The sequence below is a fragment of the Kushneria konosiri genome (genome assembly GCF_002155145.1).
GTDB lineage: Bacteria > Pseudomonadota > Gammaproteobacteria > Pseudomonadales > Halomonadaceae > Kushneria > Kushneria konosiri.
In genome coordinates, this window is sequence record NZ_CP021323.1 from 1,229,422 (window position 1) to 1,247,557 (window position 18,136).

Consider the following 18,136-nt stretch of genomic DNA (forward strand, 5'->3'; position numbering starts at 1 on the left):
CCCGTGACCCCGGGAAAACGGATGTCCGCGTGACGGACATCGATTCGATCCATGTCAAAAGAAATGGCAAACGCCGGCACTTGTGCCGGCATTTTTCAATGCGTCGTCTTTTTGATCAATCAGTCGGTTTTCATGCGCTCGATCAGCGCACCGCACTGGCTTTTTTCACCGGCGCTTGGTGAGATCAGCGCCCCCAGGGCGGCCACTGGTGCTGCCAGCGTGCCGAGCGCTACGGCGGCAGCACCACGGGCAATCAGGGGGGCGGCTTCAACGCCTGGCGATGGGTTCTTGAAGGTGCCACTGACATAAAGCGGCGTGCGAAGCGTGAAGATGCGAAAGCCCTTGCTCTCCGGTTTGATGGTCAGATCCATCTTTTCGTTCGCCAGATTGACCGCGCCTTCCACATTGATGATGGCGTTATCGGTGTCGATGGTGAACACGCGCGGGCGAACCATACCGTCGTTGAACTGGAGATCCGCGGCGGCGCAGTGAATGGCGACCTCCTCGTCGCCGAACAGCTCACCGACCAGATAATTACCCACGTTGAGCCCGGCCAGCTCCATCAGATTGCGGCTGATGCGTCCCTGTTCGATCAGAAGCTGAAGCTCGCCGTTGCTCGATCCAAGGAGGGCGGCCACCGAATGGCCATGTCCCGTCAGGGTGGCATCGCCGTTGATCTCGCCCAGCCCCTGGGTCAGATCACTGTCGTTGGGTAGAATCTCGCTCAGATGAAGGCCGCGGGCATGCATGTCAATGCGCGCGCGCAGGGGAGATGCCTGACCACTCAGGCGCAGCGTGGTATTGAGATGGCCACCGGCGACGCCAAAGCTCAGCGGGTCCAGCAGAATCTCGCCGTTGTCCAGCACCAGATGAGTGGACAGATCGCTCAGAGGCAGCGATTCACCGTGGACAATGCTCTGCGCTTGAAAGCGCACGTCAGCGTCCATGGTACCCCAGCGGTCGGTATTGAACTTCGATACCGGTAGCACCCTGTCTGCGGGCTGGTCGGGGTTGACCGAGTTGCCGGTGTCCTTGTTGTCGGCACCTACCAGTGGGGCAAGGTCGGCAAAGCGAAGCTGTTTCGATACCAGCTCACCGGTCAGCTTCGGCCGTGGAGCCCCATTGACGTAGCGCAGGCTGCCGTGGATATCGCTGTCACCGATCGTGCCGTCAAAGTTCCGGTATTCATAGGTGCCGCCCTCGGGATGATTCAGATCGGCCGTCAAATGGCCTTTGGTGGCATAGGGCGGCGTCTGGGGCAGCACGACACCGGTCAGGGCGTAAAGATCGCCCAGGTTGTTACCGGCGATGCCGACCTGAAGGTCAAGACCGGCAGGTTTCATCGGATCATTGAGCGTGCCGATCACCTCCAGACGGGATTTACCCGAGGCTAAATGTACTTCCAGCGGAAAGCGCCCGCCTTCACGCAGTGCCGTGGGGCCGCCCAGCCGACCCTTGCCGCTCAGCGCACTGCCGCGATAGCTACCCTTGAGCTGCCAGGCAAAGCGGAAGTCGCGTTCGGCCGTTGTCGCACTGTTTTCTGATATGGCGCCGCTGTCGGATGGCTTTTGATCGCTGTTGTCTGTTTTCTGGTCACTGCCGACCACCTCTTCCCAGCGCACCGGCGCACCCAGTGTTTCAATGGTGGCAGTGGCATCCACGTCCAGCACCTGATCAGCAAGGGCAACCTGTATCCGGTCGACATCGATCTGATCGATGGCAAACTGCCAGTTGCTGCCGTCACTCTGATCGCTTCCCTCCTGGTTATTGTCGGAAGTTTTGGTGAGCTGCCAGTTGTTGTGGGTCTCGTCGGTTCGGCGCAGGGTAGCGCTGGCATCGCGCACCACCAGGTCGTGCAGCGAGATACGCTTTTGCAGCAGGGGCAGTGGGCGCAGACTCACCGCCACATGGCCAATGTGGGCCGTACGGGCTTCATCGGTGCCGGCTTCTACACCGCGCGCATGGTTCAGTTCCTCTGGATCGCCCAGCACGATATCGTTGGCACTGATGCGCGGTGAGAGATGCCAGCTGTCCCACTGCCAGGCAAGCCCCAGATCGCCCTGAATGGCAAAGGGGCGTCCCAGCGCCTCGGAGACGCGGTCATTGATGGTGGGCCTGAGCCAGTTCCAGCTCATCAGGGTCATGACAAGGGCGAGCAGTATCAGCAGGGCCACAAGGCCCCCGAGCATCCGACTGATGATACGCATGGCACGCGACATGAGCGGTCTACCTCAACGGGATGTTATCTTTTAAAGCATAGACAGCCCGCGTCATCGTGGGTATTCCATGCGTTGATCGAGTGCTTTTCATGACCCATATCATTTCCATTCAGAGTCATGTGGCCTATGGCTACGTGGGCAATCGTGCCGCCGTTCTCCCGCTGCAGCGTCTGGGCTGTGAAGTGACCGCCATTAATACGGTGCAGTTTTCCAACCACACCGGCTACGGCGCCTTTACCGGTGAGGTCTTTACGCCGTCGCATCTGAAGGACGTGCTCGATGGCGTCGAGGCGCTGACCGGGCTCAAGGATGTCCAGGCGGTGCTGTCGGGCTACATGGGCGATCAGGGGATTGGCCGGGCGGTGCTGGAAAGTGTCAGCCGTGTGCGCGCGGCCAATCCGGGCGCGGTGTATTGCTGTGATCCGGTGATGGGGGACGTCGGCCGGGGTTTCTTCGTGCGTGAGGATATCCCGGCCTGGATGCGCGACTGCGCTGTCCCGGCAGCCGATATCGTCACCCCCAATCAGTTTGAACTGGCCTTTCTGGCTGATCACGCGATCCAGTCGCTGGACGATGTGCTGACGGCGGCAGCGCGTCTGCGTGAAAAGGGGCCGAGCGTAGTGCTGGTCACCTCGCTGGACATCGATGACAGTCGTTCAGAGACCATCGAAATGCTGGTAGACACCGAAGCCGGCAGCTGGCGGATCGCCACGCCCCGCTTTGACTTTCCGGTCGCCCCCAACGGCGCCGGCGATTTTACTGCCGCCGTGTTTCTGGCCTGCTGCCTGCGCGATAAGGACGGGATTACCAATGAGGGGCCGGCGCGCGCGCTGGAGCGCACGGCGGAGGCGGTGCATGCGCTCTTTACCCATACCTGGCAGGCCGGTACCCGGGAGCTTGCCATGATTCAGGCCCAGAATGAGATCGTGTCGCCCCGCCAGCGTTTTGATGCCGAACGGGTGCGCTGACGATGTCGGGCAGACTGCATCTGGGTCTTGCCATGTGGGCCAACGCCGATTGGCGCGGCACGCTCTATGGACGCTACGCCGAGCCGAGCGACTCGCTGCCGGACTATGCCAGCGTCTTTTCCTGCGTCGAGGGCAATACCACCTTCTATAGCGGGGCGCCGCGGGAGGATGTGGTGGCGACCTGGGCGCGCCAGGCGCCGGAGCACTTTCGATTCTGCTTCAAGCTGCCCTCAAGACTCACCCATGACAAGCGGCTGGTGGGCATCGAGGCCGAGCTGGATCATTTTCTCGAGCGGCTGGCGCCGCTGCATGATCGACTGGGACCAACCATGATTCAGCTGCCGCGGGATTTCGGCAGTGACGAGCTGCCCATGCTTGAAGCCGTCCTGAAACGCTGGCCGACGACGCTGCCGTGTGCCGTGGAAGTGCGCCACAGTGAATTTTTCCACAAGGGAACAGCCGAACAGTCGCTCAACCGGCTGTTGATAACTCACCATGCCGATCGGGTCATGCTGGATGCCCGCGCGCTCTTTGCTACTCCGGCGGGTGACGATATCCGGCTGCAGCAGGCGCAGCGTGAAAAACCGCGTCGACCGCTGCATGTGCTGAGCACGGCGATGCAGCCGGTGGTGCGCTTTATCGGCCACTTCGATGACGCCATCAATCACGCACGCTTTACGCCCTGGGTCGAACAGCTGGCCCTGTGGATGGAACAGGGGAAAAGTCCTGTACTCTTTGTGCATACCCCGGACAATCAGGCAGCCCCCCTGCTGGCGCGCGCCTTTCATGCCCGTCTGGCCGAGCGTATTGTCCTGCCGGGGCTTTCAGAGTTTGCCGGCGAGCGCCAGGCCTCGCTCTTTTAATGTTACAGGGCGTGATGTTGGTTCCGTCGCCTGTACAATGGGCGCCAACGATCGCTTCAGATGGGCCTGGTTGGACAGCAACCTCGATAAAACATCAACAATGAAGCACGGGCGTCGGTGATACGCGGTTTGTATTGTCAAACCGAGCGAATCTGCCGACTTACAGGGATACACAGGGTAACCTCATGACCAACAAGCCCCATTCTCATGCGCAGTGGTCCTCGCGCATCGCTTTTTTGCTCGCCGCGGTCGGCTCTTCCGTCGGGCTGGGCAACATCTGGAAATTCCCCTACATGACCGGGGAGAGCGGCGGCGGTGCCTTCGTTCTCGTCTATCTGGTCTGCATTTTGCTGATCGGCCTGCCCATCTTGATGAGTGAATGGCTGCTGGGTCGGCTGGGTCAGAAAAACCCCATTTCGACCATGAACCGCATCGCCGGGCGCCTCAAGCGCTCGAAGGCCTGGGTGCTGATCGGCGTGGGCGGCATTCTGGCGGCCTGGCTGATCCTGTCGTTTTACAGCGTCATCGGCGGCTGGGCACTGGCCTATATCCGCTACAGCGCTACCGCGACCTTTACCAGTCTTGATGGCGACAGCGTCGGCGCGCTGTTTTCCAATCTGCTGGGCAGCCCGGGGCTGCTGCTGCTCTGGCACAGCCTGTTCATGGTGTTGACCATTGCCATCGTGGCTGGCGGCGTCGCCGGCGGACTTGAGCGGGCCGCCAAGATTCTCATGCCGGCGCTGGCTGTACTGCTGCTGGTCATGGTGGGCTATGCCGCGACCACGGGCAGCTTTGAAGCCGGGCTGGATTATCTGTTTAACCCCGATTTTTCAAGGCTCGATAGTGATGTAATTCTGGCCGCCATGGGACACGCCTTTTTCACCCTGAGCCTGGGCATGGGCATCATGATGGCCTACGGCTCCTATCTCAGCGATGACGTCAATATCGGCCGCACGGCGCTGACGGTGGTCGTTCTTGACACCATCATTGCGCTGGCCGCCGGCATGGCCATCTTCCCGATCGTTTTCGCCAATGGCCTTGATCCGGCTGCCGGCCCCGGGCTGATCTTCCAGACCCTGCCGCTGGCCTTTGGCAGCATGTCCGGCGGTGTCATTTTCGGGACGCTGTTTTTCGTGCTGCTGGTCTTTGCCGCCTGGACCTCGGCGATCTCGCTGCTGGAGCCGATCGTGGAATGGCTCGAGGAGAAAACACCCCTGAGTCGTCTGCAGTCGGCGCTGGTGGCCGGGGCCGCGACCTGGCTTCTGGGCATCGCCACGGTGCTGTCGTTCAACGACTGGTCGGCCTTGACGTTCTTTGGCATGACGGTGTTCGATCTGCTCGACTATGTGACCAGCAAGATCATGCTGCCGCTGACCGGTCTGGCTACCATCGTGTTCGTGGGCTGGTTCATGGGACGCGATGAAGTGCGCGCCCAGCTCAACATGAGCGGTATGGCCTTTGCCTGGTGGCGCTTCTCGGCGCGCTTTATCGCCCCGATCGGGGTGGCCATTGTGTTCGTTTATAACCTGATCCATTAACGCAGGATCCGGACACTCGGCGGGCGCCTCTGGCGCCCGCTTTTTTATGCCTGAAAAAAGGCAGTAGAGAAGTATGGTGCCCTCGATTGACCACAGCGTTATCCACTGTCAACAAAAATTGTGGATAACTCTGTGGGAAAGGTGCACAACTCCTGTTCAAGCGAATGAATGCGTGCCAAAAATGGCGCTATTCGTCGCGTTTGAGCAGAAAGTGCTCTGTCAGAATGGACCGGTCAATATCGGCAGCCGTGACGCTGGCTGAAGGCAATCCATCGGTCGCCGTCGTCACACGCTGCACGCACATGGATGTTTTTTCATGACCAGCAGTCAATCCGGCAGCACTGACCGTTCCTCCCAGCCGCCCTCCGGCCGCACGGCCGGCGTTCCCGGCAATCCCTCGACGGTGATCGGCATCGTGGTCAGCATGCTGCTGCTCATTGTTGTGGTGCTGTTTACCGCCCAGTCGCCCCTGAGCTTTTTCAATCTGGCCGGTCTTTTGATCGTGCTGACCGGGACGCTGGCCGCCACCATGATCAGCTATCCGATGCGCGAGATCCGCCGCGTGGTCGCGCTGGTGAGCAGCATCTTTCGCCGTGAACCCGATTTTATTCGCGAGGATATTGATGAGCTGGTGGCGCTGGCCCGGGAGTGGATGCATGGCGATGCCCGTGCGGTCGAGCGGGCGCTTGAAAATACCCGCAACCCGTTTCTGCGTACCGGCATCAGCCTAGTCATCGATAACGTGCGTGAAGAGGAAATCCTCGATCTTCTGCGCTGGCGCATCACGCGTTTGCGCGCCAGAGAGCTGGCCGAGGCGCAGATCTTTCGCACCATGGCCACCTACGCGCCGGCCTTTGGCATGCTGGGTACCCTGGTCGGTCTGATCAACATGCTGGAGGTGATTCAAAACGGCGACCTGGCCGTGATCGGCCCGCGCATGGGCGTGGCGCTGCTGTCGACCTTCTATGGCATTTTGCTGGCCAATCTGCTGTTCAAGCCGATTGCGGTCAAGCTGGAGCGTCGTACCGAGGATCGCCTCATTGCGATGAACATGGTGCTGGAAGGTGTTTCGATGATTTCGCGTCGCCGCCTGCCCTCCTTTATCGAGGCCACGCTCAACTCCTTTATCAGCGAGGCTCATGACGAGCTGGGCGAGCGCCCCCTGTCACGTGAATCGGAAGACAGTGGAGGCCGCACACCGTGATGGATCACCGTTCGTCGAGCGCCTCCGGTCAGGCCCGTAAGGCCGCCCGCGAGCTGGTCCTGACGGCCGATAGAGGCGATGAAAATGATGGCTGGATGCTCAGCTATCTGGATCTTCTGACCCTGCTGCTGGTGCTGTTCGTACTGCTTCTGGCCATGCGTGGCGTGATACCAGAGAAGGATCCAACGATCACACCCTCGCCGACGGCGGCTTCCGGAACTGCCGTGGTCATGGTGTCGCCGCTGACGCTTGCAGCGATACCGCGACGGTCACCAGTGCAGACCGTGCCGGTCAACGCCACCGGCGTGTTGCCCTGGCTTGCGGCCTCCCCTGCAGCGCCCACGCCCTGGCAGATGCTGCCGGCAGCGACCCCGGTAGAGAAGACGCTCCTGCCCCGGCGACCGGCACGCGTGGACGTACAGGCCGCCCTGGCGGTCATGATCCCGTTGATGGATCGGATCGCGCCGACGGATGAGGCGCCGGCGTCTTCGAGCGAGGTCATGGCCATGGATCATCGGCTGACCGGCATCGAGGGGGTTCAGGTCACCCGCGAACGCGAGCGCACCATTTTGCGCATTGAGGACCGGCTGCTCTTTCCCAGTGCCGATGTCGATATCAGCGGCCAGGGCAGCGTACTGCTGGATCGTCTCCTGCCGGCACTCAGGGATTTCAACGGTGAAATTTCGGTGGAAGGTCACACGGACAGTCGGACCATCTCGACGGACCGATTCCCGTCAAACTGGGAGCTCTCCGCAGGCCGCGCCACGGCCGTGCTGCGCTATCTGAGCCGCAATGGCATCAAGGCTTCGCAGCTGCGGGCGATCGGCTATGGACCAACACGGCCGCTGGCCGCTAACAATACCGAGACCGGGCGGGCCCAGAACCGTCGTGTCGAGCTGGTATTGAGCCCGGCTGCGACGCGTTCGACTACTCCATAGGTGCTTTCCTGGAGCTTGCCACCGTGGCCGGCATTGCCGGCCACGGCCGCTTCAGGCCCTGGCGCGGCGGTGTCGGCTAGCCGAAGTGGTGCAGTCGTTCATCATCCTCGCTGAGTTGAGAGGCCAGCTTTCGCGACTCGAAGTGATCCTCGATACCGCGACGCGCCTTCAGGGCCCGCTCGGCGGCGCGCTGGCGACGTTTCTCGCTTTCCTTCGCATCGATATGCAGAGCGATATCGAGAATTTCGTTGCGAACGGCATTGAGTCTTGATTGATCAGCAGTCTGTTTTTGCATGAACGATGCACCCTTCGACATTGAAATGGACCCGGGACATGACACTGTGTCGACGTGGCCATTAACGTGATAGTCAGCGTCGATCAGTGCTCGCACTCAGCGTATGATAGTGCTGTTGACAATTTTATGACGTAACGCAACAAAGGGCGTGCGTCAACCAGCACAGAGGATGCACCTTGAGTGTCACGCTTTTTGATGACCTTCGCGCCCGGCTGCCGGCCTTTCGCCGCTCCGAACAGAAAGTGGCCCGTTTTGTACTGCGCAATGCCGATGAAGTCATTCATCTGCCGCTGGCCGCGCTGGCCGGCCGGGTAGGTGTCAGCGAGCCGACGGTCATCCGATTCTGCCGCGCCATTGACTGCACGGGCTATCAGGACTTCAAGCTCAAGCTGGCGCAGACACTGGCGACCGGCGAGCAGTTCTCGGAATTTTCGATGAACGAAACCGACAGCGTCGCCGAGTTCTCTCGCGGCATCTTTGACTCCACCGTGGGGACGCTTCTGGGCGTACGTGATCGGATCGACGCCACCAGCATGACCCGCGCGATCAATGCGTTGTCGGATGCCAGCCGCGTCGAATTCTATGGCTATGGGGCCTCCGGGGCGGTGGCCATCGATGCACAGCACAAGTTCTTTCGTCTGCGCATCTCGACGGCGGCCTACTCCGATCCGCACATGCAGCACATGTCGGCCGTCACCCTTGGTGAGCATGATGTGGTGGTCGCAATCTCCCAGACCGGGCGCTCCAGCTCGCTGCTTTCAAGCGTCGATATTGCCCTGTCTCATGGCGCCACGGTGATCGGGCTTTGTCCGGCGGACTCACCGCTGGCCGAAAAGTGTACGCTCGGGCTTTACATCGATGTGTTCGAGGACAGCGAAGTCTATCGACCCATGAGCTCGCGCATTGCGCATCTGGTGGTGATCGATATTCTCGCCGTGGGCGTGGCCAAGACACGTGGCCCGCAGCTGGCCGAGCACCTGGTGGCGGTCAAGCGCAGTCTGGATCCGTTGCGTACGGCCCGGCCCGACCCCTTTGATCGTGCCCGCCAGGAAAGCGCCCGCCATCGCGGAAAATCCGACGATCAATAGACCTTGCGCAAGGCAGGAAGAGGGACCGGCTGCGCCGGATATGCTAGGGTAGAGACTCCTTTTTGCTCTCTTCTCTCAGGCCCTTTCCGGCCGATTTCCAGGGTATCTGATTTCATGGACGCCTCTGCGCTACTCGATTCGCTCAATTCCGATCAGCGCGACGCGGTCGGCGCCCCCCAGGGCAACATGCTGGTGCTGGCCGGCGCCGGCTCCGGCAAGACCCGGGTACTGGTGCACCGCATTGCCTGGCTGATGGAGGTCGATGGCCTGTCGCCCTGGTCGATTCTGGCCGTGACCTTTACCAACAAGGCCGCCCGCGAGATGCGCTCGCGGCTGGAGACGCTCTTGAAGGTCTCGCCGCGCGGCATGTGGGTCGGCACCTTTCACTCGATTGCCCATCGACTCTTGCGTACCCACTGGCAGGACGCCGGGCTGCCCGAGCATTTTCAGATCATCGACACCGATGACCAGCTGCGGCTGGTCAAGCGGCTGCTGCGCGATCACAACATCGACGACGAGCGCTATCCGCCCAAACAGGTGCAGTACTTCATCGGTGGCTGCAAGGAAGAGGGCCTGCGCCCGGGTGATATGGATGCCCATGGCGACGCCTACATGCAGCAGATGATCGACCTCTATGAGCTCTATCATCTCGCCTGTGAACGCGGCGGACTGGTCGATTTTGGTGAACTGCTGCTGCGCTCGCTGGAGCTTTTGCGCGACAACGCACGCCTTTTGCAGCACTACCGCGAGCGCTTCCAGCATCTATTGGTTGATGAGTTTCAGGACACCAACACGCTGCAGTACGCCTGGCTGAAGCTTTTGGCCGGTGATCGCGCCTGTCTAACGGCGGTCGGCGACGATGACCAGTCGATCTATGGCTGGCGCGGTGCCAAGGTCGAGAATCTGGCGCGCTTTCGCGATGAATTTCACGATACCCGGCTGGTGCGTCTTGAGCGCAACTATCGCTCGACCAGCGCCATCCTGGAGGCGGCCAACGCGCTGATTCGCAACAATGCCGGGCGCATGGGCAAGGAACTCTGGACCGATGTCGCCGAGGGCGAGCGTATCTCCCTGTATGGCGGCTTCAACGATCTGGATGAGGCGCGCTTCATTGTCGATACCATCATCGCTCAGGTGCGCGAAAAGGATCGCGCCCGTCGTGATATCGCCATCTTGTATCGCTCCAACGCCCAGTCGCGGGTGCTGGAGGAGGCGCTGATTCGCCAGGGAGTGCCCTATCGCATCTATGGCGGACAACGCTTTTACGAGCGTCTCGAGATCAAGAACGCGCTGGCCTATCTGCGGCTGCTGGTGTCACGCGATGACGACGCCTCGCTTGAGCGGGTCATCAACGTGCCGGCGCGTGGTATCGGCACCCGCAGCGTCGAGCTGCTGCGCGCCTATGCCCGTGACGAGGGCGTGTCGCTGTGGCAGGCGCTCAACGATGCGCCGTCGAAGGGACTCCTGAAAGGCCGTGCCGCCTCGAGCGTGACCACCTTCAGCAACCTGATCGATCAGCTCGACAACGACACCGCAGGGCTGGCGCTGCATGAAATGATCGATCACGTGATCGGTCAGACCGGACTGATCGAGCACCACCGCGCCGAAAAGGGGGAAAAGGGTCAGGCGCGGGTCGAAAACCTTGAAGAACTGGTCAGCGCGGCGAAGGCCTATACCCAGGGCAATCCCTTTGACCCGATGAGCGATCGGGAAGGTGACACCCTCGGCACCTTCCTGGCAGAAGCCGCGCTCAACTCCGGCGAGCACGAGGCCGATGAGTTCGAGGATGCCGTGCAGATGATGACCCTGCACTCGGCCAAGGGGCTCGAGTTTCCGGTGGTGTTCGTCGCCGGCATGGAAGAGGGTCTCTTCCCGCACAAGATGTCGCTGGAAGAGCCCGGCCGTCTCGAGGAAGAGCGCAGACTCTGCTACGTCGGGGTCACTCGCGCGATGGAAAAGCTCTATCTGACCCACGCCGAATCGCGGCGCCTGCACGGCAAGGAGACCTTCCAGCGTCCCTCGCGCTTTCTGCGTGAGCTGCCGGAAAACCTGGTTGAGGAGGTTCGTCTGCGTGGACAGATCTCGCGCCCGGTCACCTCGAAGGCCTCCAGCGTACGCCAGGAGCAGGTCGACGGCGGTGAGGAGCTGCCGAGTCTTTCACTGGGGCAGCGGGTCAGCCATCCGGTCTTCGGAGAAGGCGTGGTGATCAATGCCGAAGGTCAGGGCCAGCGCGCGCGGGTTCAGGTCAGCTTCGAGGAAGACGGTGACAAATGGCTGGTGCTGGGCTTTGCCAAACTGGTGCCGCTGGGCTGAAGTATCCAATACATCAGGCAGGTCGGTCTGTCATTAAATTGTCATGACTCTGCGCGATGCTTGCGACAACATGGCACTGCCAGGCAGTGCCCCTGATCCGTGAACGGAGTCAACATGGACATTACCAACGACCCTCACAGCCAGCATATTTCGCGTCAGTTCAACCAGGAGCTGGAGTCACTGAAGACCCAGCTGCTGGCGATGGGGGGGCTGGTAGAGCGCCAGATCAATGAGGTCATCACAGCGCTTCTGGAAGGCGATTTCGAGGCGGCCGAGCGGGTCCGTGACAATGATCGCGAGGTCAACAACTTCCAGCTTGATATCGATGACGAGTGTGCGCATATCCTGGCCCGCCGTCAGCCCACGGCCTCCGATCTGCGGCTGGTGCTGGCCGTGACGCGTGCGACCTCCGATCTGGAGCGCATGGGGGATGAAGCCAACAAGATCGCCCGTCACGCCCTGAGTCTGATCGAGGAAGGACTGACCAGCCGCGGCTTTACCGAAATTCGCCACATCAGTACCCGCGTGCGCGACATGGTGCGCCACGCTCTGACCGCCTTTGCCCGCATGGACGTGCCCATGGCCCGTGAAGTGCTGGGTGAGGACGAGATCGTCGATCAGGACTATCAGACGGCCATGCGCTCGCTGGTCACCTTCATGATGGAAGACCCGCGCTCGATCAGCTCGGTGCTCAACGTCATGTGGATTCTGCGCTCGCTGGAGCGTATCGGCGATCATGCCGACAACCTGGCCGAATCGGTGGTCTATCTGGTCGAGGGCGATGACATTCGCCATTCGAGCAGCGCTCAGCCACTGTCTGACAGGGCTTCCGGCGCCTGAACGCCCTCCCCTTTTGTATTAACCACCGGCCCTCTCTGCGAGGGCCGGTGGGTATGATAATCTGCCTGCCCAACCCCTTGATCGGATAATCCTTCAATGGTGTATGCCGTCTCCGCGCTGGGGCGCGGGCTTTCCATGGTGCTCTCGCCCGGGCTTCGACGCTATGTCGTGATCCCGCTGCTGGCCAATCTGGCCATTTACGCGCTGATGTTCACGCTGGTCATCCAGCGCTTCTCCGGCTGGGTCAACTACTGGATGGCCAGTGTGCCGGGCTGGCTCGAGTGGCTGGAATGGTTGATCTGGCCGCTGGTGGTGCTGTGTTTGATCATCGTGCTGGCCTTTACCTTTACGGTCGTGGCCAATCTCATCGCCTCGCCCTTTTACGGATTTCTGGCCGAAAACGTAGAACGGCGTCTGTCCGGTCAGCAGGAAAGCATTGATGATCGCTCGCTCTGGCGTCAGGGCATCGACAGTCTCAAGCGCGAGCTTCAAAAGCTGGCCTGGATGGCGCCCCGTGTCCTGCTGCTGTTACTGATCGGATTCGTGCCCGTGCTGCATCTGGCCGCGCCGCTGTGCTGGGCGCTGTTTTCCATCTGGAGCATGTCGATTCAGTATCTGGACTATCCGATGGACAACAACGGCGTAAGCTTTCCGGACATGAAAAAGCGTCTGAGCGCGCGCTGGTGGCCGACGCTGACCTTTGGGGGCGTGATCTCGGCCCTGATCTGGATTCCCATCGTCAATCTACTGGTCATGCCGGCGGCCGTGGCGGCCGGCGTCATGATGTGGCGCCGCCACTACATGGCCCTGCCGCGTCCGCAGTAGCCGTGCCGCCAATCATGAGGCACACGGAAGTCACTCTGCCAGGATGTGCGCGGTTGCCGTAACATGATGTGACAATCTGTCCGGTGCAAGGGTTCGCACCGGTGTCGCGACTCGTATGGTAGGGCGCATCCCTTTCCGGTTCACCGTTTTTGCGGAATACAACATGTCAAAACCCCTGCTTGTGGGGCTGGCGCTGGCCGTAGTGCTGGCCGGCTGTGCCAGCGCGCCGACATCGGCCCCAACGCCTGTGGTCGATACCGACGCCATTGATCGCATCTTCAGCAATGTGCCGGTCATTGACGATACAACCCCACCCCGGCGCTACAGTCCGGCGCAGGGGGCGACGCTCGAGCGTCGCAGCGGTTATCGGGTTGATCGTTCGGTATCGTCACGCGGGCAGAATCAGCGCATTCGCTTTCTGGTACTCCACTACACCGGCGGCGATGACAAGGCCGCCTTCCGGGCGTTGACCGGAGGCAACGTCAGTGCCCATTACCTGGTCACGGCCACTCCGGGGGAGTATCAGAATCAGCCAGTGGTCATGCAGCTGGTCGATGAGAGTAAAAGAGCCTGGCATGCCGGTGTCAGCAGCTGGGCGGATCGCGTCAATCTCAACGACACCTCGATCGGCATCGAGATCGTCAATCGCGGCCATTACACCTCGCCTGACGGCATGGTCTGGGATCCCTACAGTCGGGCCCAGATCGAGCTGGTGACTGCCCTGGCCCGGGATATCGTTGATCGCTACCACATCGCGCCGGAAAACGTGCTGGGCCACAGCGACATCGCGCCCGGCCGCAAGGTTGATCCGGGCCCGTTCTTTCCCTGGCAGCGCCTTCACGAGGCCGGGGTCGGTGCCTGGCCCGAACGTCACGTCGTGACCCGCTATCAGCGTGAGCTGAGCGCCTCACCACTGTCCATGGCGCAGCTGCAGCGGGCGCTGGGGCTCTGGGGTTATCCGGTAAGTGTGACCGGCACCTTTGATGAGCCGACCCGCAAGGCGCTGGGCGCCTTTCAGATGCATTTCCGACCGGCCGACACCCACGGCAATGTGGATGTGGAGAGCCAGGCCATCTTGCTGGCGCTGCTGGAGCGCTATCACGGTCTGGCCGACGTCCGCGCCGTGCGTCAGTAGACGGCTGGCAGGCCGCGGTGAGTCATGAGACAGCGCCCGGACATCAGTTGGGCGCCTTCTCCATGCGGGTGGCGGGGAAAATGCAGCGAAAGCAGGCGCCTTCGCCGGGCTGGCTTTTGATATCGAGCCGGGCATCGTGGCGCAGCAGGACGTGCTTGACGATGGCCAGTCCCAGACCGGTGCCGCCGCTGGCCACCGAGCGACTCTTGTCGACCCGGTAGAACCGCTCGGTCAGCCGCGGGAGATGCTCGGGGGAGATGCCTTCACCGTTATCGATCACCTCGACGGCGGCGCCATCCTTGCCCCACCGGCGATAGACGATGGTGATGTGACAGCCAGGTGAGGTGTAGCGCACTGCGTTGTAGATCAGGTTGGACAGGGCGCTTCGCAGCTCTTCGATATCCCCGAACAGCCGCCGGGTCTCCTCGAGCCGACAGGTGATCTCATGGCTGCCGGCGGAGAGCTCCTGTCCGTCCTCGGCGATCTGTTCGCACAGCGCTGCCATGTCGATGGAGCGCTCATTATGATGGCGTTCGCTGGTCTCGAGCCGTGACAGGGTCAGAAGATCCTCGACCAGATGCTGCATGCGCACGGTCTGCTCCTGCATACGGCTCAGGCCGCGCTTGAACGAGCCGGGCAGCGCCTCATGGTTGTCCTGCCAGGTTTCAACGTAGCCGGTCAGCACCGTCAAAGGCGTGCGCAGCTCATGGGAGACGTTGGCCACGAAGTCGCGTCGAGTCTGCTCCAGACGCTGCAGGCGCGTCACATCGCGAATGATCAACAGACGTTCGTCGTCGCCAAAGCGGGTGATCTGACACGCCAGCGTGCGTGCCTCGTTGGTGGGAGCATTGATCGTGATCGGCTCGCTGTAATCCATCCGACGGAAATAGCGAATGAAGTCGGGATCACGCAGATAGTTGGTCAGGTGATGGCCGCGGTCCTGACGGTTGTCCAGCCCGATAAGCCGCTCGGCGGCACTGTTCCACCAGTCCAGACAGCCGCGTGAGTCGAGCATCACGACCCCTTCGCTCATCGACTCGGCGGACTCCTGAACACGCTTCAATACCGAGCGCAGGCGGTTTTGAAGCTGCTGCTGGCCCTTCTGGTAGCGGTAGAGCCGGTCGAACAGATCGCCCCACACCCCTTCGCCATCGGGCGGGCGTTGATCTACCGGGGCTTCCAGCCAGCGGTAGAGTCGCCTCAGGTGTCTGAGGGTAAAGGCGAGATGGATGCCCAGCCCCAGGGCCAGACCCCAGCCCGGATAGCCCAGCAACATGCCCAGAATGGTAAAGCATGCGGACAGATAGGCCAGACGCCAGAGTTCGTTGAGCCAGTAATGCATGGCCGGCTACCGTGACGAAAAGCGATAGCCGGTACCGCGTACGGTCTGCACCAGATGCTGATGGGCATCACCCAGCACCTTGCGCAGCCGTCGAATGTGTACATCCACCGTGCGCTCCTCGACATAGACATTGCCACCCCAGACCTGATCAAGCAGTTGGGTGCGGGTGTAGGCGCGCTCCTGATGGGTCATGAAAAACTGCAGCAGGCGATACTCGGTCGGGCCGATCTCGAGCGCCCGACCATCGACACTGACGCGATGGCTGACGGGGTCAAGCATCAGCCCGCCTACCTCAACGGTCTCCTCGATACCGGCCGGTGTCGTGCGCCGCAGCACGGCCTTGAGACGGGCGATCAGCTCACGGGGAGAAAAGGGCTTGGTGATGTAGTCATCGGCACCGCTTTCCAGCCCCTGAACCTTGTTGTCTTCCTCACTGCGGGCCGTCAACAGCACGATCGGGATGTCGCGGGTCGTGGGTTCGCGCTTGAGACGGCGGGCAAGATCAATGCCGCTGACGCCCGGCAGCATCCAGTCCAGTAAGATCAGATCGGGACGCTCGTCGACCACCAGTTCATGGGCGCTCCTGGCATCCTCGGCCTCGAGAATGCGAAAGTCCGCCATCTCGAGCGCCATGGCAATCATTTCACGAATCGGCGCTTCGTCGTCGACGATTAAAACGGTTCTGGACATGAGTGGCTTCCCCTGCCGGATAGCGATGGCGACTGACGAGATGACCTATGCGGTGGCGCGCAGGTCATGGGCGTCGTCATGTGATCGTCATTCAAACGTCTTCATATGACAACTTTATGACACTGCGACCGGGGATGACGCCATCGCTTCCTGAGGATTAAGCCTGCCAGGTCGCCAGCGCAATGCCGGCAAAAAGCAGAATGCCTACCCAGTGGTTGTTCAAAAAGGCCTGAAAGCAGCCCTCACGGGTGCGCGTTCGACAAAGCCGCTGCTGATGCACGAACACAACGGCGATGGCGATAAGCGATGCCCAGTAGAAGCCATCAAGCTCGGCCATGCGACCTACAACCGCCAGCAGCATCAGCATCAGCACCTGAAGTGCGCCCTGGATGACCAGATCCATCCGGCCGAATAGCACAGCGGTCGACTTGATGCCGATTTTCAGATCATCGTCGCGATCGACCATGGCATACCAGGTGTCATACACCAGCGTCCAGACAATATTGGCAAAAAAGAGCCACCAGGCCACCGCCGGCACATGGCCCTGCTCGGCGCCGAAGGCCATGGGAATGCTCCAGCCGAACGCCGCCCCCAGTACCACCTGCGGCAGATGGGTATAGCGCTTCATGAACGGGTAGCTGGCGGCCAGTGCTGCAGCGCCGAATGACAGCATGATGGTGTAGGCGTTGGTGAAACACACCAGCACAAAGGCGATGGCCAGCAGCACGCCAAACAGCGTCAGCGCCTCGCGCTCGCTGATGCGCCCGGTCGCCAGCGGTCGATCATGGGTACGCTTGACGTGGGCATCGAAGTGGCGGTCGGCGTAGTCATTGATCACGCACCCCGCTGCGCGCATGACATAGACCCCCAGAATGAAAATGATCAGATTATGCCGGGTGGGCAGGCCATCGCCGGCCAGCCACAGAGCCGCCAGCGTTGGCCACATCAAAAGCCAGGTGCCGATGGGCCGGTCAAGCCGGGTCAGACGCATGAAGTCAGGGAGACGAGCGAGGGGCGACGGCATCGTCGGGGCTCCAGTCAGGGTAAAACGAGGATGTCAGCGTAAAAACATGAGTCTACCCGAAATGACCCGGTGTCGAGTCATTCATGCGTCATGGGCGCTGGCACCGGGTGAAGCGCTCATGCACAAAATACTCCTGCACCAGCAGCGGCGGGCGATCAGGCCCCAGGGTGAACAGTGAGCGCCGTCCCCACGCAACCGGCAGATCCAGAAATCCCGGGGCATCCCGGGTCATTTCGATGGCCGAGCGCCGTACCATGGACTTTTTGGGTGCCCGTGCGGCTCTGGCAAAGAGCTGATGGCCAAGCGCCCGGGTGCCCAGGCGGGCCATCCAGGGCGGGCAGCCCCTGAGCGCCATGACCGACCGCGCCGCCACCAGCACCTCGCCCCCGGCTTCCAGAGTAACCTCCCGCCGCCAGACCCGCTGGCCGGTAGTCAGACCCAGCGCGGAAAGTTCGTCATGACGTCCGCGTCCGGGACCCTGAGCGTACAGTCGAACCGTAATGGGCGCATCGACCAGACGTGCCAATCGGGCCGTGAGCGAGTCCCGTGACCTCATCAGGCCTGCGAGCGGGTTTTCAAGGTGTACACCGGACAGGGCAATCGGTTGCCAGCGGGTCAGCGACGTAAAAGGCCTGGAAGATTCGGGCATGAAGGCAACATCCGAAAAGAGGGTCATCGGGTATCTTTTTGTACCCGTGAGGTAAAAATATCATCCATTAGGCCGGATATACGCGACAAAGTGCCATTTTGTGCAGTTTTGGCTGGCGTGAAGCAGGGCGGCGTTGCTAGTCTAGGCTCGTCGAACAGTGTTCGCCCTGCAAGGCCGGCTTCATGGCGCTGGTGCAGGGCAGTGA

The 18,136-nt window shown here is 61.4% G+C and carries 16 protein-coding genes; 10 read left to right on the forward strand and 6 right to left on the reverse strand.

What is annotated here, in order from left to right; all coding sequences use genetic code 11:
• Window positions 1–119 precede the first annotated feature (119 nt).
• Entirely contained in the window at window positions 120–2,219 is a 2,100-nt protein-coding gene (locus B9G99_RS05745) for an AsmA family protein (protein WP_086621142.1), read from the reverse strand.
• Between the two features lie 89 nt (window positions 2,220–2,308).
• Between B9G99_RS05745 and pdxY the strand changes: the two genes are divergently transcribed.
• From pdxY to B9G99_RS05770, 5 genes are all read left to right on the forward strand, one after another.
• The gene (pdxY, locus tag B9G99_RS05750) at window positions 2,309–3,187 is read left to right on the forward strand and encodes a pyridoxal kinase PdxY (RefSeq protein WP_086623312.1); all 879 of its coding nucleotides are present in this window, start codon (window positions 2,309–2,311) and stop codon (window positions 3,185–3,187) included.
• A gap of 2 nt (window positions 3,188–3,189) precedes the next feature.
• Window positions 3,190–4,050 carry a DUF72 domain-containing protein gene (locus tag B9G99_RS05755; RefSeq protein ID WP_086621143.1) on the forward strand — a complete coding sequence of 287 codons (861 nt, stop codon included), beginning with the start codon at window positions 3,190–3,192 and terminating at the stop codon, window positions 4,048–4,050.
• Window positions 4,051–4,235: 185 nt separating this feature from the next.
• Window positions 4,236–5,588 carry a sodium-dependent transporter gene (locus B9G99_RS05760; protein ID WP_086621144.1) on the forward strand — a complete coding sequence of 451 codons (1,353 nt, stop codon included), beginning with the start codon at window positions 4,236–4,238 and terminating at the stop codon, window positions 5,586–5,588.
• Between the two features lie 424 nt (window positions 5,589–6,012).
• Complete coding sequence (locus B9G99_RS05765; protein ID WP_227875998.1) at window positions 6,013–6,792, forward strand: motility protein A; 780 nt, start codon at window positions 6,013–6,015, stop codon at window positions 6,790–6,792.
• The gene (locus tag B9G99_RS05770) at window positions 6,792–7,730 is read left to right on the forward strand and encodes an OmpA/MotB family protein (protein WP_086621146.1); all 939 of its coding nucleotides are present in this window, start codon (window positions 6,792–6,794) and stop codon (window positions 7,728–7,730) included. Before B9G99_RS05765 ends, B9G99_RS05770 begins: the two co-directional genes overlap by 1 nt.
• Before the next feature lie 76 nt (window positions 7,731–7,806).
• Here the strand turns inward: B9G99_RS05770 and B9G99_RS05775 are convergent, their stop codons facing one another.
• Window positions 7,807–8,025, reverse strand: coding sequence for a PA3496 family putative envelope integrity protein (locus tag B9G99_RS05775; protein ID WP_086621147.1), 219 nt, complete (start codon window positions 8,023–8,025; stop codon window positions 7,807–7,809).
• Between the two features lie 176 nt (window positions 8,026–8,201).
• On the opposite strand from B9G99_RS05775, the gene B9G99_RS05780 reads away from it, so the two are divergent.
• The 5 genes from B9G99_RS05780 (at window position 8,202) to B9G99_RS05800 (ending at window position 14,226) form a co-directional block, all read left to right on the forward strand.
• Entirely contained in the window at window positions 8,202–9,113 is a 912-nt protein-coding gene (locus B9G99_RS05780; protein WP_086621148.1) for an SIS domain-containing protein, read from the forward strand.
• Window positions 9,114–9,227: 114 nt separating this feature from the next.
• A complete protein-coding gene (gene uvrD / locus B9G99_RS05785) occupies window positions 9,228–11,426 on the forward strand; it encodes a DNA helicase II (protein WP_086621149.1) in 2,199 nt (732 codons plus the stop codon).
• 114 nt (window positions 11,427–11,540) lie between these two features.
• Window positions 11,541–12,266 (forward strand): phosphate signaling complex protein PhoU, encoded by a 726-nt coding sequence (gene phoU / locus B9G99_RS05790; protein WP_086621150.1) that lies wholly within the window; start codon window positions 11,541–11,543, stop codon window positions 12,264–12,266.
• Between the two features lie 96 nt (window positions 12,267–12,362).
• Window positions 12,363–13,091: a sulfate transporter CysZ gene (cysZ, locus tag B9G99_RS05795; RefSeq protein ID WP_086621151.1), complete on the forward strand. Its 729-nt coding sequence runs from the start codon at window positions 12,363–12,365 to the stop codon at window positions 13,089–13,091.
• A gap of 163 nt (window positions 13,092–13,254) precedes the next feature.
• Window positions 13,255–14,226, forward strand: a complete 972-nt coding sequence (locus B9G99_RS05800; protein WP_086623313.1) for an N-acetylmuramoyl-L-alanine amidase — start codon at window positions 13,255–13,257, stop codon at window positions 14,224–14,226.
• A gap of 43 nt (window positions 14,227–14,269) precedes the next feature.
• On the opposite strand, the gene phoR is transcribed toward B9G99_RS05800, so the two are convergent.
• From phoR to B9G99_RS05820, 4 genes are all read right to left on the reverse strand, one after another.
• Entirely contained in the window at window positions 14,270–15,568 is a 1,299-nt protein-coding gene (gene phoR, locus B9G99_RS05805; RefSeq protein ID WP_086621152.1) for a phosphate regulon sensor histidine kinase PhoR, read from the reverse strand.
• 6 nt (window positions 15,569–15,574) lie between these two features.
• Complete coding sequence (gene phoB, locus B9G99_RS05810) at window positions 15,575–16,258, reverse strand: phosphate regulon transcriptional regulator PhoB (RefSeq protein ID WP_086621153.1); 684 nt, start codon at window positions 16,256–16,258, stop codon at window positions 15,575–15,577.
• Between the two features lie 157 nt (window positions 16,259–16,415).
• Window positions 16,416–17,282, reverse strand: a complete 867-nt coding sequence (gene ubiA / locus B9G99_RS05815; protein ID WP_086621154.1) for a 4-hydroxybenzoate octaprenyltransferase — start codon at window positions 17,280–17,282, stop codon at window positions 16,416–16,418.
• An 88-nt stretch (window positions 17,283–17,370) separates the two neighbouring features.
• Complete coding sequence (locus tag B9G99_RS05820; protein WP_086621155.1) at window positions 17,371–17,958, reverse strand: chorismate--pyruvate lyase family protein; 588 nt, start codon at window positions 17,956–17,958, stop codon at window positions 17,371–17,373.
• Between the last annotated feature and the right edge of the window lie 178 nt (window positions 17,959–18,136).

What these genes read in the sequence shown, in the direction of transcription:
- uvrD (WP_086621149.1), top strand. Translation starts at nt 9,228, where the DNA reads ATGGACGCCTCTGCGCTACTCGATTCGCTCAATTCCGATCAGCGCGAC.
- phoR (WP_086621152.1), bottom strand. Translation starts at nt 15,568, where the DNA reads ATGCATTACTGGCTCAACGAACTCTGGCGTCTGGCCTATCTGTCCGCA.
- B9G99_RS05760 (WP_086621144.1), top strand. Translation starts at nt 4,236, where the DNA reads ATGACCAACAAGCCCCATTCTCATGCGCAGTGGTCCTCGCGCATCGCT.
- B9G99_RS05800 (WP_086623313.1), top strand. Translation starts at nt 13,255, where the DNA reads ATGTCAAAACCCCTGCTTGTGGGGCTGGCGCTGGCCGTAGTGCTGGCC.
- B9G99_RS05745 (WP_086621142.1), bottom strand. Translation starts at nt 2,219, where the DNA reads ATGTCGCGTGCCATGCGTATCATCAGTCGGATGCTCGGGGGCCTTGTG.
- pdxY (WP_086623312.1), top strand. Translation starts at nt 2,309, where the DNA reads ATGACCCATATCATTTCCATTCAGAGTCATGTGGCCTATGGCTACGTG.
- cysZ (WP_086621151.1), top strand. Translation starts at nt 12,363, where the DNA reads ATGGTGTATGCCGTCTCCGCGCTGGGGCGCGGGCTTTCCATGGTGCTC.
- phoB (WP_086621153.1), bottom strand. Translation starts at nt 16,258, where the DNA reads ATGTCCAGAACCGTTTTAATCGTCGACGACGAAGCGCCGATTCGTGAA.
- B9G99_RS05765 (WP_227875998.1), top strand. Translation starts at nt 6,013, where the DNA reads ATGCTGCTGCTCATTGTTGTGGTGCTGTTTACCGCCCAGTCGCCCCTG.
- B9G99_RS05755 (WP_086621143.1), top strand. Translation starts at nt 3,190, where the DNA reads ATGTCGGGCAGACTGCATCTGGGTCTTGCCATGTGGGCCAACGCCGAT.
- B9G99_RS05770 (WP_086621146.1), top strand. Translation starts at nt 6,792, where the DNA reads ATGGATCACCGTTCGTCGAGCGCCTCCGGTCAGGCCCGTAAGGCCGCC.
- B9G99_RS05820 (WP_086621155.1), bottom strand. Translation starts at nt 17,958, where the DNA reads ATGACCCTCTTTTCGGATGTTGCCTTCATGCCCGAATCTTCCAGGCCT.
- B9G99_RS05775 (WP_086621147.1), bottom strand. Translation starts at nt 8,025, where the DNA reads ATGCAAAAACAGACTGCTGATCAATCAAGACTCAATGCCGTTCGCAAC.
- phoU (WP_086621150.1), top strand. Translation starts at nt 11,541, where the DNA reads ATGGACATTACCAACGACCCTCACAGCCAGCATATTTCGCGTCAGTTC.
- ubiA (WP_086621154.1), bottom strand. Translation starts at nt 17,282, where the DNA reads ATGCCGTCGCCCCTCGCTCGTCTCCCTGACTTCATGCGTCTGACCCGG.